Source organism: Bilifractor sp. LCP19S3_H10, assembly GCF_052119185.1.
Classification (GTDB): Bacteria; Bacillota; Clostridia; order Lachnospirales; family Lachnospiraceae; genus Bilifractor.
In genome coordinates this window covers 1-12,553 of sequence record NZ_JBQKFT010000020.1, presented here as the reverse complement: position 1 = coordinate 12,553, position 12,553 = coordinate 1, and the positions used below count along the sequence as shown (strand labels likewise).

Below are 12,553 nucleotides of genomic sequence, written 5' to 3'. Positions count from 1 at the left end.
TCGTACTGATTGTATGACGTGAATTTCAGGCAGGAAAGTTTATTATGAAGGAAATTTACGAGTATCTGAAGAACTGCGGCACTTTCTATCTGGCTACTGAGGAAGGTGATAAACCACAAATGCGTCCCTTTGGCGCTGTATGTGTGTTCGAGGGTAAGCTGTACATTGTAACCAACAACAAGAAGGAAGTCTATAAACAGATGAAGGCCAACCCCAATGTGGCAATCTCCGGCATGTATAAAGGCACGTGGATCCGTGTCAGCGGCCAGGTCGAGGAAGATACCCGGCGCGAGGCTCGTGTGGCTATGATGGACGCCAACAATGCTTCCCTCAGCAAGATGTATACCGTGGATGACAACCTGATGACCGTTTTCAGGTTCGTAAACGGTAAGGGTACGGTTTATTCCTTCACTAAAAATCCTGTAGAGTATTCACTGTAAGAAGAGCCAGCAAGGATGGGCGTCCTTGCCTCCGGCTATATCCTTCCCACTGCAGAGTGGGCTCCGGACGTTCACCGATTAGTAACGTGCGCCAACCGGGCCCACCAGATAAAGGGCAGCTCTCGAATGGAGAGCTGCCCTTTGTCTGTCATAGAGATTCAAAAAGCGGCCGAAGAATGCGCCTCTTTCCTTCGGTGCCTTTAGGCGTTTCCAAATGTTTAATAAGTAACGCTTATACATTCATCACTTATTTCAAGTCATCTCTAATGAAGTTTGTCCATGCGTGTTCTTCCTTTTCAGGCATGCCATACTCTGCCTTGCCAAGCGCTATACTCTTCATCAAAAATGTCATGTTCCTGGCAAGAACTCGCATATTGTAAAGTCCCTCCTTATCATAGGCAGCCTCACCCTTCTCCATGCCGTGTATACTGTTCCAGTATTCACTGGAAGCCACAGGCATACCCGATATAGTGAAGTACTTATTCAACTCATCAAACGTAGCAGATAGGCCTCCTCGTCTCGCCACAACGACCGAAGCACCTACCTTCATCGTCTTGTCAAAGTGTGTACTGTAGAAAAGTCTGTCTAAGAATGCTATCAAGGTTGCATTTGCAGACGCATAATACACCGGGCTTGCTACCACAAGCCCATCAGCCGCCTCGAACTTCGGTGCAGCCTGATTGACCACATCATCGAAGACGCACTTGCCCTTGGTTCCGCAGGAGTTGCAGGCTATACAGCCTCTAATATCCTGATTCCCGATGTTCAGGACTTCCACCTCCACACCTTCCTTCTCAAACACATTAACCATCTCGCCAAGAGCTATCGTTGTGTTGCCCTTAAGTCTGGGTGATGCATTTACAATTAGTACCTTCATCGTTGTTTTCCTCCTCAGCTTCATATTCTTTCCGAGTGATTGCACCAGCATCAAAAAGTCTTTTGTACTTAAAGAATTTCATCCGCAAAGAGTGAAATTGAATACGGGTGCATTAACATCTTTACTGATGGCAGCGCACACGACATTTTATTTACGCGAACAGTGAGCCGCAGCCGAATGCGAAGTATTCGTGTGCGGCGAGCGTCGCGATAGCGAGATAAAACTCGCGCAGCGTGTTTTATCTCGTTTTGCTTTTGCTTATTTTTTCATTAAGCTCGCTCCGGCATTCCACGCCTTTCCGACCTGTTCTCCGGAAACATAATAGCCGTGCTGGAATTGGTCAAAAATAAGTGCCTGTAGCTTAGACGGATCAACATTTCCATTCTCAGATAACACTCTTTCCTCGGCAGCCGTATTGATGATCTTTCCAACGATACAGTAGAAGCTCTCGGTTTCGCTCACCTCTGCCAGTTCACATTCCATAACAACGGGGAATTCATCAATAATGGGGGCATTAACGAATTTGCTCTTTACTGCTGTATAACCGGTGCGTTCAAACTTATCGTTCATTTTATTGCCTGTAGCAATTCCAAAGAAGTCAGCAACATCCATGTGCTCCTTATCGGCAAGTGCTACAGTGAAAGCCTTTGTCTTCAGAAGATTCTGCGTGGTCTTGTGCTCCTCATCAATAAACAGAGCAATTCTGTCCTCATTGCAGATCATACCCCATGCTGCGTTCATGACGTTCACTTTTCCATTCTCGTCGTATGCCGCTACCATCAAAACCGGCATCGGATACACTGCCTGTACTACACCAAGATTTTTCTTCATTATGATTGTCCACCTTTCATGTTATTGAATTAAGTTACCAAAGGCATACGCCTCTTGAAGTTCTTTTTTGCCATCTGTGTCACCAGGCTGGGTTACATATCCACAGAGAATTTTTCCGAGGCTCCTCCATCCGATATGCTTTTCAAGGTGATCATACCAATGCACGCTTTCCTCAAATCCAGCGCACCACCTGCATCGCCATAGCGCACCTCCTGCATCGTTCTTGACTTCTTCGGCAAGACAATGTATATAATACAAGTACATAAATTATTTTCAAGTACCTACATATAAGTAAGGTACTTACTTCGAGGTAAGCTTTTATGAAAAACGACATAGCAGATGCAGATTTTGAGACAACCGGGTACAGTTATACCCTTTCTCTTATAGCAGGAAAGTATAAGCCCATCATTCTTTACTGTTTGATGGAATATGAGCCAGTCCGCTTCAATGAAATGCAGCGATATTTGAAGAAGGTCGCTGATAAGACTTTAAGCCAGAATCTAAAGGAACTCGAAGCCGACGATCTCATCATCCGCAATGTCTATCCGCAGATTCCTCCCAAAGTCGAATACTCCTTGACAGAGCGCGGTCATTCCCTTGTAAAAGTGCTTGACAAGCTCTGTGACTGGGGAAATGAAAACCGAAAATAATTGAATATCCAATCTGCATGCCTGCGAGTATTCTTTGGAATGCCCGCAGGCTTTTTTTACGCGAACAGTGAGCCGCAGCCGAATGCGAAGTATTCGGCTGCGGCTCACTGTTCGCGTAAATAAAAACTGACGACGATATTCACGCTGCCGGATTCCACAAGCCCAATCTCGCTGATAGAGGATCCCGCCCGGAAAACTATTTCATCTTTTTTAAATTTGCGCTCTTTCGCGCCCAGGCAGCTAAGTAGTTCCGAAAGTTCGTTCTCGCTAATACCATGAAACAGCGGCGTGTTCGTCAGAAAAAAAGTATTCATAATAATCATCATTACGTTGTTGCAACAACATACGCGTTGTCTCGATTTTAGTATAATCAGAGCAGAAAATCAAGAACAGGGAGGATCAAACAATGAAGTATACTGTAAATGACGGATGCATCGGCTGCGGCCTGTGCGCTAGTACTTGCCCGGAAGTGTTCTCCATAGGCGACGAAGGCGTTGCCGTCGCCATCCAAACCGAAGTCCCGGAAGAAGCGCTTAAGTGCGCGGCGGAAGCCAAGGATGGTTGCCCCGTGGGTGCCATCGAAGAAGTATAAATCTGGTGGAGCATTACAACATTGCCCCCATCACCACGCCGGAAGAGGATCTGAAGACGATACTTGGATAAGATTTTTCACAATCTTTTCTCTTGGAAAGACTATAAAATTTCCGGGAAACACACATTTTTTGCCCTGCAAGCCACAAACTTGCAGGGCGTTTCTATGTACGCACCGCAGGGCTTGCTCCTGCGGTGCAGTTTTCGGATCCTGCGGCTGCCGATTCTTAATGCCTTATTCATATACGTTTACCTCCTGTCCTTGAGCATAAAAAATCAGCCTCTCACTGGATGTGAAAGACTGATATGTTTCATCAGCTATAAAGTTTTCAGTTCGACAAACCGGAATGCAGGAAATAGGCCACCGTCTCGACCTGCTCTCTTCTGCTCGATCGGTTTATGATCAAGGTCTCAACCCAGTATACCGTTAATTTGGTCGGTCACCGATCAAGTTGCTTTCTCCTGTACCTCTGATTTCGGCTGTTAGGTTTGTCGGGAATTGTCATTTCGATAACTCCTTGTGTTAATGCCGGATTCAGATCGCCATGCGATAGCACTTTGATCCTGCCGATCTGCTCGCTGGTATCTCCCACAAGATTGGTTATCTTATCCGTCATGTGAAATGGCGGTTTATACTCATTCATTAATTACACCTCTTCCATATCTGCCTGCTGCCAAATTCATCTTTCTTGAAATCTGAATTCAGGCAGGTGATCTCTATCGGTATGATCTTCAAAAGCCACATAGGCTCTTTAAGTTTCTTCAATGCTTGCAGCGGTATCTTTCTGAACTCCGCGACATTCTTATATTCATCAGAGAACGGCTCGACTAACTCCACTGTTCCTTCGATCTGCAGTGACCTAAGTCCGCCAAAGGAAGCACTCGTCTCGAAGACCGCTGCCGCAATATGCTTATTCTCCTTCAAGGCTTTGAACTTCAGCCCGCCTTCGGTGAAGATCCAAAGTGCTCCCGCATACCAACTGTACTCAAGCGGCGTGCAGCGAATAAAACCCTTCGTGGCAGTTGCCAGGGCAAGAACCTTATGGGATGATAAGAACTCGTCTATCCAGCTATACAGAGCATCATCATCCAGCTTCTTTTCGGTTTCATCTTTTCGAGTCCAGAAGGACTCAGCCTGTGCGTACTGTTCGTCAGTCATTTATTCTTCCTCTTTCCCTGATCGTTGTTCTGAGAAACATATTGATCGCCGCGGTCATGTTCAGATCCAGCTTGGAAAAAATCCTGTCGGCCTGGTCTTTTATTTACGCGAACAGTGAGCCGCAGCCGAATGCGAAGTATTCGTGTGCGGCGAGCGTCGCGATAGCGAGATAAAACTCGCGCAGCGTGTTTTATCTCGTTTCTTTCTCGGTTCTGATATTCAAATTCGCAGTCGGCATAATATTCATCTCTATTCTGTCTATATAATATGCGTTTACTCGTGTACTATCAATACGTTGTCATTATATATTGTGCAATTTCCCATAATACCACTTTTACAAGTTGTGATTGAATGCTACATTCTATAAGTTCCATTTCACAGGAAGCCATGACTGAAACTCGACAACCATCTCAAACCCGGGCTCCCGATTGATATCGGGGCATAATCCCGCATACGCAAAAATGTCTCTAAACCATGATGGCTTAGAAACATTTTTACTATTCATTCTTTAGTTCATTTTGAATATCCGTCATCACATCGGCAAGGGTAATCTTTCTCATTTCATCTTCCATGCACCGCTGGACTCTTTTCAATTTTGAATCCATCGCCTTATGAATATTTCTGCCTATCGGACATTCCGGATTCGGATTCTCATGAAAGTGAAACAGTCCTTCATCTTTTACGCTGTCTACAGCCTTGTAAACATCATAGAAGGTGATCTGATCAGGAGTTTTTGTTAAAGATATCCCGCTTTTGCCCTGACTGATGCTTATAAGTCCTTCTTCTTTGAGGTTTCCCATGACGTTTCTGACGATGACGGGATTTACACCTATGCTGCTCGCCAGAATATTGCTGGTCACTTTTTCATCTTCGCCCAGATAATCTATAACCGCAAGAAGATGGACTCCTATTGTGAACTTACTTGAGATTTGCATAGCATCGCCTCCATCTTGTAATATATAAAATTACAGGAGAAAAGTCAATGCAGGTAACAAGAATCGTTATTCACTTACAACGCTGATTCTTTCTTTTATGTGCGTGCCGGATTCGATCTCATCGACCATAGCAACCGCATAATCGGCATAGGAGATCACGCTTTCGCCCTTGCTGTTGAGAACCAGTTCCTCACCGCCCAGAATGTACTTTCCGGTTCTTTCGCCATCAGCCTGAAAATCTCCGGCAGGACTCACATAAGTCCAGTTCACATCTTCAAACTTACGAAGCTCCTCAAGTGCTTTTCCATGACCATTTACAACGGGCATAGCTGCTTCTGGGAATGGTGTCACATCAACAACTGTCTTGGTATGCTCAGGATTAACATAAAGGCTTCCTGCTCCACCTACAACCAGCAGGCGTGCATCGCTGCCGGAAAGCACTTTAGCCATATGAACGGTAGCCTCCGGGATGAGGTGAATGGCGTCGGGCGTCCAGTTGCCAAAAGCATCCACAACAACTTCAAACCCTTTTAGATCTTCGCTGGTAAGATCAAAAAGATCCTTTGTAATGTTCTTGGGCGCTACAGTCTTATTTTCTCCCCTTACGATAGCTGTAACATCCATACCACGACGCACAGCTTCTTCGACAATCAGCTTACCGGCTTTTCCGTTTGCTGCTACAACTGCAATCTTCATAATAGAATCCTCCTTAAATTTGATTCTAACATGTAACATCTGTAATTACATGTTTATCATAGCAGCACGGGCTCAACATGTCAATAGTTATGTTACATGTTTTTGCGGATTTTTTCGCTGCATAAGAGACTTGTCCACGTGTTTTTTCTGCCTATTAAAAAGCAGCCCTCGAATGGAGAGCTGCCTTTTGTCAGTCATAGAGATTCATTTTATTTAAGACCTTAAGCTGATCACGCTTTGCATAAATCACATTCAGGACATAGACCCTTCCGGATACTTCATCCGGGCGATAGTAGATGTAGAAGTTCTTCGCGCTGATCTTAAGCACGCCTCTGGAGTGCCACGGCTCACGTTCCTCCGGCGCAATGCTGTGTGCCGCATGATCCTTCCACAGCACCCGCAAATCACCCTGCCTACAAATGACCACCTCCCTCCGGACATGAAAAGAGAGCCGCTGTTACACGACTCTCGGATATTTATAGTGCTTGTATTTACTTATCTGTCAGCGGCAATTTCCTCTTTGTAAATTTTATGCGCATATATCAATGTTGCAATCGTAATTATTATTCCAACCACAAGTGTAGCCATCACTGCAGCAAATGAGCTTCTCATAATAATAGCCGCTACTATTGCAAACACTCCTTCAAACATCAATGTTACGGCTCCAAAGAAATTCGTTTTTCTCCACGTGTTGTCATTATACATGCTCCAGCTCACTCTCACCCCAACCGTACCATTAATGCGTGTTTTTGTCATGAAATTGCCTAGTATAAGAAATCCCAAGCCCATTAAAATGCATGCAACTCTTCCAATATCAACATATTGCTTTTCAGCACCTGACACAGCCTCAGTATATGAACCATATAAAATAAAGCCCTGCATCACTGTAAACATTACAGACATACACAAACCAACAATACTAAGCACTTTTGCGTTTGATTTTGCACCAGCAATTTCTTTTTCATCCTGGGACTTGCCAGCTTTATTCTCATAATATCTCGTAAACAAGGTCCAGAATAATGACATTGCCAGAATAATGACCGGGAATAACAAGTTCTCATACTTCGAGCCCCAGCGATCTATATTTCCTGCCATGTCATAATGCATCGGAACATTATCCGGCATAAACTGTAAAACGATTGCCGTACCAGCTAAAGAAACAAACGAAATAATCCACATGATCTTTTTCATCACTTACCACCTCCGAATTGTCCTATCCACAGGATCAACTCATCAAAAACGGATGTATTGATCTCGTAGTAGATAAAGTTCTTCTGCTTATATTCCATGATCAGGTCAGCACCTTTAAGCAGTTTCAGGTGATAAGACAATGCCGCTGGCGTTATTCCAAGCTGTTCTGCGATTTCTCCGGCATTCATCCGACCATTTTTCAGCATTACGAGTATGTCTCTGCGTTGCTTGTCAGCTAACACTTTGAAAATATTAGTATCGCTCATAACTCACGCTCACTCAAAATCTATTTCAAAATATTTTTAAATTTCATGGTCAGTATAAATCCGGAACCATATTTCTGTCAACAGCTATTTCAAAATATTTTTAAAAAGAAAAGAGCCATATTTGCTATGACTCTCTTCCAAACTTCTCAATTCCTCAATTATCCTTCCCAGAACAACTCATCCAATGGTTTGTCCAAAGCTTTACATATCGCGATGCACAAATTTATTGTTGGTTCTCTTAAATACTTTCTTCAGTTCATCAATATTAATCTCGCATACAATCGCATCATTGGGTTCTTTAGTGCCTTGTAAAGAGCTCTTGCAGGTGTGCTTCCGGGAAAAAGTGCGGCTGAGAACAGGACGTTGCTGTCAATAAATACCTTCATCCTCAATCCTCATCTCTGATAGATTTCATCAGATCGTTAACGTCCTGCTCCGATTCAAGCCCCAGCTTTTCTGCTTCACCTTTAAGCTGATCCTGCAAGTGTTTTCCCAATGCCCGCAGGCACGATAACGATTCGTGATTCAGTATATAATCTCAATTGCTTCCGCACTTTCCACATCTGCTGCATCCATTGCAGATAAGCCTCATTCTGCAATTCGTGCAACGCTCTCCAAAATACGGTTTGTACAGTCCTTCCTCCTCAAGCGGATATCCCCATTCATCGGTAAGGTGCCATTCCATCCGCCTTCCTTCAAAGCTGAGACCTGATTTGTACGCCTGCCCGGCATCAAAAAAAGGAACCGGTCTCCCGATTCCTCTTAGGTTGATATTTCCCTGTCATTTATTACTCTACATATTTTCCATTTCTAACAACATCAGCAAGGGCTAAGAAACTTTCTGATTTCATGATAGCAAGACCTTGTCTTTCATCACCAAGTACCACAAGCTGATCTCCGGGTGAAATCTCAAATATCTTTCTTGCCTTGGCAGGGATTACAATCTGACCTTTATCACCTACAGTTACCATTCCGAAAAGATGTTTCCCTTTTGGCGGAAGTGCCATACCCATGCTGTCCTCCGATTCATAATTAGCAAGATCATCAAGCGACACTTCAAATATTTCCGCAAGAATTTTACACTTATACAAGTCAGGAACAGTTTCTCCGGTTTCCCACTTTGCTACAGATTGGCGAGAAACACCGATTTTCTCAGCAATATCTTCCTGTGTCATTTTTTTCATTTTTCTAAGAGTTACCAGATTGTCATGAAACATCGTTTTTTCTCTCTTTCTTAATTCCGAGTACCGCCCATCTGAAGAAAGGAATCCTTGATATCACGGCATTCAAAGCATATGCTGCCACAAATCCGGCAATCAGACTGATGGTATAAACCATTGTTGCCGGAATCTTCCCGGGTTTTCCCAGAAGCAAAGCAACTGTTGATATCCCAAGATAATGGAATACATATAGCCCGAAATTATTTTTTCTCATCCATGCCGTAAAAGCATTTTGCTTATCAGCATACTTTGATGCACCGCTAAGAATCGCCATGCTCATAAGCCATCCAAATCCTGTAAATAGCACTGATTTGTTAATAGGAGCATCCGCATAGTTTTTACCAAAGTACACGGCACAAAATGAAATTCCCACACCTGCGGCAAGTACAAACAGCAATACGAAATACTTCTTCAGCATCTCGATTACTTCATCATGTGAGAACACAAAATAACCAAGCATATATGCAACACCGTAATATCCGAACCTATATACCACAACAACCGGAGTATTAAAAATCTGCGCCGCTCCCCATATTACTATAGCCATTAAAAGTATTGCTATGATGTTAGCCTTTCCTCCCAGTTCCCACAGTCTATCCTTCTCGATTTTTCTAACGAGCAAAAGCACCATCGAAAACAGCCATAACAGCTGTATGTACCAAAGAACTCCGGTTCCGCTTAACGCCATGATAAAATACTTGATTACACCAGGTACTTCCTGCATAGAATCGAAAGCGTCGCTAATTGACATACTGACAAATCCCTGGATGAACTGAAATACAAATAATCCTATAGTAGAAGGAATCAACAGTTTTCTTGTCCTGCTTTTTGCAAATTCCTTTGCGGTATGATTATCCAAATAATATCTGGAGCATATTCCTGATATAAGGAACAGCAGAAGCATAAACCACGGATAAACTGCATACAGGAAAATGTCATAATATTGCACATCAAGAGCAGTAATCTTTCCTAAGCCACCAAGAATATCTTCGCCATTATACATGTAAAGCACATGATAAATGACAACCAGAACTACGGTTACCCATCTGATATTGTCTAAGTAGTATCTTCTCATAAATACCTCACTTTTGCAATTATTTTTAACATTATCGTAATTGTAAGGCAAAGAAATGTTCCACCAACCAAACCGAACATTTACATAGGTGAAATGTTAAATTTGGTTGCGAATCTAAAACTCCTTCAACACAAAACTCACTTTTAACCCCTCTCAGAGAAAAAGCAAAAAAATAAGACCCAGAAGATTTAACTCTTCTGAGCCTTATGCTCTGATTTTATAAACCGGATTCAATTATTATGGATCATGATGCTTTATTAAGCATATCATGGATATATGTCCGAAGACTGTCCTCCGTGTCTATGCCGTATTTCTGGTTTATAAGGATATAATACTTCATGATCCGTTCTTTCGGCAGAAGCTCACTGGAAGGAATGCTGTCTCCATATCCTTTTCTCGCTTCCATATCCCATCACTTCCTGATAAACTGGTCTTCTGTGTCCGGAGCCTCGGCGTCGATATAGCGTTCTGTTCTCATATGCAGGTCATATTTCTCCCGAAGTGCCGCTATCTTTCCCATCATCGGTGAAGCATGATGCAAATCGATCGCTGCCTGATCCTCCCAACTGTCGATCAGCAAAACTGTTTCCGGATCATTCATTGGCAGGAAGTACTCATATCGAAGATTTCCGGCCTCTGCGCGGATCGCTGCAGCAGTCCCGGAGGATTCCATCTCCTCCGCAAATTTACGTGCACTTCTGCCTTTTCCTGTATAGTACAGATTAACTGTGATAGCCATGATCAGTCCCCTTCCTCATCTGTTCTCCGTATTCCGATCCTCTCAAGCAGTTCTCGGTTGCGCTCCAGCATGTTCCAGATACCGTCCTCCGAGAGTACACCTCTCTTCAGCTTGTCCGGGAACTGCCCCGCTTCATCCGCCGCGAAGTCCGCTTTCCACTGCGGGCTCGTATAATAAGCTTCCAGCTTCTGTATCTCCGCCTGGAATGCTTCATATTCCTCGATCTTCTTTTCCAGGGCATCCATCTTCTGAATGGCATTATCCAAGATGTTTTCCATCCGGTAGACGTGCTGAGGCACGTTTTCGCCGACAAGGCGGTTCCGAAAGTGGCTTTTTTTCGCGTGATAACGGTTTACAATCTCATAATCCGGTATCCAGATCTGTGCCTCTTCGATCTGATCAAACACGAGCTGCAGAGCATCCTCCTCTGAAAGTCCTTCTTTTACCTGCTTCTTGTAGGCCTGAAACATCCACTCCGCAATTTTTTCTCTCTGCTTCTGCTTAAGCTGGCCGAAACTCTTATTCATTTGAAGCAGACGTCCGTCCACCATCTTATGCTTACTCATAACGCCATAATCTCCAGCGGCTTACCACTTCCCGGTACAAATCATCGGCCCAGAAGTCATAGAGATTCCTGTATCCCGCGACTCTTGCCTTAGCCTGCATTTCAAGCCGATACGAGACCACGCCGTCCATTGGTTTTACTACTCCGTAAAAACCCGAAAGTATTCGCAGATGCTCCTGTACATAATCAAACTGACCGTCCTCAAAGACGGCCGGAGCCATGTAGGTATACTGGATTCCATCATAGGCGATCAAGGCCGGCGTCAGGTTTCTGTGCAGATCTATATCGACCCGCATCTGTTTTGCTGGGGAGATAATTATCCTCATGCCAGTTCTTCTAGCATCTGTGCCGGGTTATCTCTGCCGCCTTTACTTTGTCGAAGGCCTTCATGACAATACCGTTCTCATCAATCAGATTTCAACATTATAACATTTCGATTAAAATGATTCCACTCTGCCACTCAACACAAAAACACCCCGCCGGAGCGGAGTATCTGTCGCCTGATTTATGTTCAGTTATACCTCTATCTCGGTACCGTCCCGAAAGGTGAAAATCATCTCCTTCCGGCGGCCTACTGTGACGAAATCCACCATGCAGGCCCACAGCCACGGATCAAATTCCTCAATCACACCGTTCTGTTCTTTCAGCTTCCCGATGAAATCCTCGATCCGTTCTGACCTTGCGTTCTTTTCCGATATCTGGCGGTTTGCTTCATCAAACTGCTTTCGTGCCTTGTCGTACCGTTCCACCAAGCTGTCGTAACGGCTCTATCTGCCTATCTTCCTAAAGACCTGCCAGTGTTTTCGATGCCCCCGCAGTCCTTGTTACGGCAAAATCCTCTGTGATGATGATCCCATATCCGCCCTTTGCCTTGTGTTCATGATAAACCATGAATTATTCAGTCGGCGTTCCGTCTTCGTTACAGTAATTCGTGACCATAGCGGAGACCACCAGGCGGTTTATAAACTCCGTCTTGCTGATCGTGATTGGTTCAAATATTTTCGTCAGTTTCATAATGCCCTCCTTCAAATAGCTTGTCAACTACCCTCGACCTAAAGGTCATGGGCTTGTAACTGCCCAGTCGTACTAACGACTTACGTCTCCGACCTTTAACCCCAATAGATACTGCTATCTAAAGTGGCGTTACATCATGGGGTGGTTGACAGCACCCCTTGCAGCAAAGTTTACTCTGCTGCAACTGTATCAGGTACTTGACTATCAGCAAGATAGTTTATTCCCATACGATACAGATTCATAGCTCCAATACGGTCATCATTTGATTGATAGCCGCAGTTCTTGCAAGCAAACAAATGTATCT

The 12,553-nt window shown here is 44.1% G+C and carries 20 protein-coding genes and 3 pseudogenes; 3 read left to right on the top strand and 20 right to left on the bottom strand.

The window, feature by feature from the left end:
* Window positions 1-44 precede the first annotated feature (44 nt).
* A complete protein-coding gene (locus ACTQZS_RS12865; RefSeq protein ID WP_441476161.1) occupies window positions 45-440 on the top strand; it encodes a pyridoxamine 5'-phosphate oxidase family protein in 396 nt (131 codons plus the stop codon).
* A gap of 247 nt (window positions 441-687) precedes the next feature.
* Here the strand turns inward: ACTQZS_RS12865 and ACTQZS_RS12860 are convergent, their stop codons facing one another.
* The gene (locus tag ACTQZS_RS12860; protein ID WP_441476160.1) at window positions 688-1,317 is read right to left on the bottom strand and encodes a flavodoxin family protein; all 630 of its coding nucleotides are present in this window, start codon (window positions 1,315-1,317) and stop codon (window positions 688-690) included.
* A gap of 258 nt (window positions 1,318-1,575) precedes the next feature.
* Window positions 1,576-2,148 (bottom strand): flavin reductase family protein, encoded by a 573-nt coding sequence (locus ACTQZS_RS12855; RefSeq protein ID WP_441476159.1) that lies wholly within the window; start codon window positions 2,146-2,148, stop codon window positions 1,576-1,578.
* 320 nt (window positions 2,149-2,468) lie between these two features.
* On the opposite strand from ACTQZS_RS12855, the gene ACTQZS_RS12850 reads away from it, so the two are divergent.
* Complete coding sequence (locus tag ACTQZS_RS12850) at window positions 2,469-2,798, top strand: winged helix-turn-helix transcriptional regulator (RefSeq protein WP_154573566.1); 330 nt, start codon at window positions 2,469-2,471, stop codon at window positions 2,796-2,798.
* 104 nt (window positions 2,799-2,902) lie between these two features.
* Here ACTQZS_RS12850 and ACTQZS_RS12845 read toward each other — a convergent pair whose 3' ends face one another.
* Window positions 2,903-3,112 carry a hypothetical protein gene (locus ACTQZS_RS12845; RefSeq protein ID WP_441476158.1) on the bottom strand — a complete coding sequence of 70 codons (210 nt, stop codon included), beginning with the start codon at window positions 3,110-3,112 and terminating at the stop codon, window positions 2,903-2,905.
* A gap of 92 nt (window positions 3,113-3,204) precedes the next feature.
* On the opposite strand from ACTQZS_RS12845, the gene ACTQZS_RS12840 reads away from it, so the two are divergent.
* Window positions 3,205-3,390: a ferredoxin gene (locus tag ACTQZS_RS12840; protein WP_441476157.1), complete on the top strand. Its 186-nt coding sequence runs from the start codon at window positions 3,205-3,207 to the stop codon at window positions 3,388-3,390.
* A 439-nt stretch (window positions 3,391-3,829) separates the two neighbouring features.
* On the opposite strand, the gene ACTQZS_RS12835 is transcribed toward ACTQZS_RS12840, so the two are convergent.
* The 17 genes and pseudogenes from ACTQZS_RS12835 to ACTQZS_RS12755 form a co-directional block, all read right to left on the bottom strand.
* Window positions 3,830-4,033, bottom strand: coding sequence for a Fic family protein (locus tag ACTQZS_RS12835; RefSeq protein WP_441476156.1), 204 nt, complete (start codon window positions 4,031-4,033; stop codon window positions 3,830-3,832).
* Window positions 4,033-4,548 (bottom strand): pyridoxamine 5'-phosphate oxidase family protein, encoded by a 516-nt coding sequence (locus ACTQZS_RS12830; protein ID WP_441476155.1) that lies wholly within the window; start codon window positions 4,546-4,548, stop codon window positions 4,033-4,035. The genes ACTQZS_RS12835 and ACTQZS_RS12830 overlap by 1 nt, the downstream gene beginning before the upstream one ends.
* A 497-nt stretch (window positions 4,549-5,045) precedes the next feature.
* Window positions 5,046-5,483 (bottom strand): Rrf2 family transcriptional regulator, encoded by a 438-nt coding sequence (locus tag ACTQZS_RS12825; RefSeq protein ID WP_441476154.1) that lies wholly within the window; start codon window positions 5,481-5,483, stop codon window positions 5,046-5,048.
* Between the two features lie 66 nt (window positions 5,484-5,549).
* Window positions 5,550-6,179: an NAD(P)-dependent oxidoreductase gene (locus ACTQZS_RS12820; protein ID WP_441476153.1), complete on the bottom strand. Its 630-nt coding sequence runs from the start codon at window positions 6,177-6,179 to the stop codon at window positions 5,550-5,552.
* A 190-nt stretch (window positions 6,180-6,369) separates the two neighbouring features.
* A complete protein-coding gene (locus tag ACTQZS_RS12815) occupies window positions 6,370-6,576 on the bottom strand; it encodes a hypothetical protein (RefSeq protein ID WP_441476152.1) in 207 nt (68 codons plus the stop codon).
* 98 nt (window positions 6,577-6,674) lie between these two features.
* Window positions 6,675-7,370: a DUF1648 domain-containing protein gene (locus tag ACTQZS_RS12810; protein WP_441476151.1), complete on the bottom strand. Its 696-nt coding sequence runs from the start codon at window positions 7,368-7,370 to the stop codon at window positions 6,675-6,677.
* Window positions 7,370-7,636, bottom strand: coding sequence for an autorepressor SdpR family transcription factor (locus ACTQZS_RS12805; RefSeq protein WP_441101005.1), 267 nt, complete (start codon window positions 7,634-7,636; stop codon window positions 7,370-7,372). Before ACTQZS_RS12805 ends, ACTQZS_RS12810 begins: the two co-directional genes overlap by 1 nt.
* A 158-nt stretch (window positions 7,637-7,794) precedes the next feature.
* Window positions 7,795-7,869 (bottom strand): annotated as a pseudogene (locus tag ACTQZS_RS12800) (helix-turn-helix transcriptional regulator); the annotation flags it as partial.
* Window positions 7,870-7,887: 18 nt separating this feature from the next.
* Window positions 7,888-8,022 (bottom strand): hypothetical protein, encoded by a 135-nt coding sequence (locus ACTQZS_RS12795; RefSeq protein ID WP_441476150.1) that lies wholly within the window; start codon window positions 8,020-8,022, stop codon window positions 7,888-7,890.
* 402 nt (window positions 8,023-8,424) lie between these two features.
* Complete coding sequence (locus tag ACTQZS_RS12790) at window positions 8,425-8,853, bottom strand: helix-turn-helix domain-containing protein (RefSeq protein ID WP_441476149.1); 429 nt, start codon at window positions 8,851-8,853, stop codon at window positions 8,425-8,427.
* A complete protein-coding gene (locus tag ACTQZS_RS12785; RefSeq protein WP_441476148.1) occupies window positions 8,843-9,931 on the bottom strand; it encodes an acyltransferase family protein in 1,089 nt (362 codons plus the stop codon). Before ACTQZS_RS12785 ends, ACTQZS_RS12790 begins: the two co-directional genes overlap by 11 nt.
* Window positions 9,932-10,175: 244 nt before the next feature.
* Window positions 10,176-10,337: a hypothetical protein gene (locus ACTQZS_RS12780; protein ID WP_441476147.1), complete on the bottom strand. Its 162-nt coding sequence runs from the start codon at window positions 10,335-10,337 to the stop codon at window positions 10,176-10,178.
* A 6-nt stretch (window positions 10,338-10,343) separates the two neighbouring features.
* Window positions 10,344-10,670 carry a putative quinol monooxygenase gene (locus tag ACTQZS_RS12775; protein WP_441476146.1) on the bottom strand — a complete coding sequence of 109 codons (327 nt, stop codon included), beginning with the start codon at window positions 10,668-10,670 and terminating at the stop codon, window positions 10,344-10,346.
* Window positions 10,671-10,672: 2 nt separating this feature from the next.
* On the bottom strand, window positions 10,673-11,236 hold the full coding sequence (locus ACTQZS_RS12770; protein WP_441101003.1) for a DUF4298 domain-containing protein: 564 nt from the start codon (window positions 11,234-11,236) through the stop codon (window positions 10,673-10,675).
* A gap of 7 nt (window positions 11,237-11,243) precedes the next feature.
* Window positions 11,244-11,561: pseudogene (gene yaaA / locus ACTQZS_RS12765) on the bottom strand (peroxide stress protein YaaA); the annotation flags it as partial.
* Between the two features lie 189 nt (window positions 11,562-11,750).
* Window positions 11,751-11,987 (bottom strand): hypothetical protein, encoded by a 237-nt coding sequence (locus ACTQZS_RS12760; RefSeq protein ID WP_441476145.1) that lies wholly within the window; start codon window positions 11,985-11,987, stop codon window positions 11,751-11,753.
* A 432-nt stretch (window positions 11,988-12,419) separates the two neighbouring features.
* Window positions 12,420-12,553, bottom strand: a pseudogene (locus ACTQZS_RS12755) (RNA-guided endonuclease TnpB family protein); the annotation flags it as partial.

Bases quoted from the DNA above. Each gene is read 5' to 3' on its own strand.
- ACTQZS_RS12785 (WP_441476148.1), bottom strand. From the start codon at position 9,931: ATGAGAAGATACTACTTAGACAATATCAGATGGGTAACCGTAGTTCTG.
- ACTQZS_RS12860 (WP_441476160.1), bottom strand. From the start codon at position 1,317: ATGAAGGTACTAATTGTAAATGCATCACCCAGACTTAAGGGCAACACA.
- ACTQZS_RS12810 (WP_441476151.1), bottom strand. From the start codon at position 7,370: ATGAAAAAGATCATGTGGATTATTTCGTTTGTTTCTTTAGCTGGTACG.
- ACTQZS_RS12820 (WP_441476153.1), bottom strand. From the start codon at position 6,179: ATGAAGATTGCAGTTGTAGCAGCAAACGGAAAAGCCGGTAAGCTGATT.
- ACTQZS_RS12835 (WP_441476156.1), bottom strand. From the start codon at position 4,033: ATGAATGAGTATAAACCGCCATTTCACATGACGGATAAGATAACCAAT.
- ACTQZS_RS12845 (WP_441476158.1), bottom strand. From the start codon at position 3,112: ATGAATACTTTTTTTCTGACGAACACGCCGCTGTTTCATGGTATTAGC.
- ACTQZS_RS12830 (WP_441476155.1), bottom strand. From the start codon at position 4,548: ATGACTGACGAACAGTACGCACAGGCTGAGTCCTTCTGGACTCGAAAA.
- ACTQZS_RS12855 (WP_441476159.1), bottom strand. From the start codon at position 2,148: ATGAAGAAAAATCTTGGTGTAGTACAGGCAGTGTATCCGATGCCGGTT.
- ACTQZS_RS12775 (WP_441476146.1), bottom strand. From the start codon at position 10,670: ATGGCTATCACAGTTAATCTGTACTATACAGGAAAAGGCAGAAGTGCA.
- ACTQZS_RS12790 (WP_441476149.1), bottom strand. From the start codon at position 8,853: ATGTTTCATGACAATCTGGTAACTCTTAGAAAAATGAAAAAAATGACA.
- ACTQZS_RS12850 (WP_154573566.1), top strand. From the start codon at position 2,469: ATGAAAAACGACATAGCAGATGCAGATTTTGAGACAACCGGGTACAGT.
- ACTQZS_RS12840 (WP_441476157.1), top strand. From the start codon at position 3,205: ATGAAGTATACTGTAAATGACGGATGCATCGGCTGCGGCCTGTGCGCT.
- ACTQZS_RS12770 (WP_441101003.1), bottom strand. From the start codon at position 11,236: ATGAGTAAGCATAAGATGGTGGACGGACGTCTGCTTCAAATGAATAAG.
- ACTQZS_RS12805 (WP_441101005.1), bottom strand. From the start codon at position 7,636: ATGAGCGATACTAATATTTTCAAAGTGTTAGCTGACAAGCAACGCAGA.
- ACTQZS_RS12865 (WP_441476161.1), top strand. From the start codon at position 45: ATGAAGGAAATTTACGAGTATCTGAAGAACTGCGGCACTTTCTATCTG.
- ACTQZS_RS12795 (WP_441476150.1), bottom strand. From the start codon at position 8,022: ATGAAGGTATTTATTGACAGCAACGTCCTGTTCTCAGCCGCACTTTTT.
- ACTQZS_RS12825 (WP_441476154.1), bottom strand. From the start codon at position 5,483: ATGCAAATCTCAAGTAAGTTCACAATAGGAGTCCATCTTCTTGCGGTT.
- ACTQZS_RS12780 (WP_441476147.1), bottom strand. From the start codon at position 10,337: ATGGAAGCGAGAAAAGGATATGGAGACAGCATTCCTTCCAGTGAGCTT.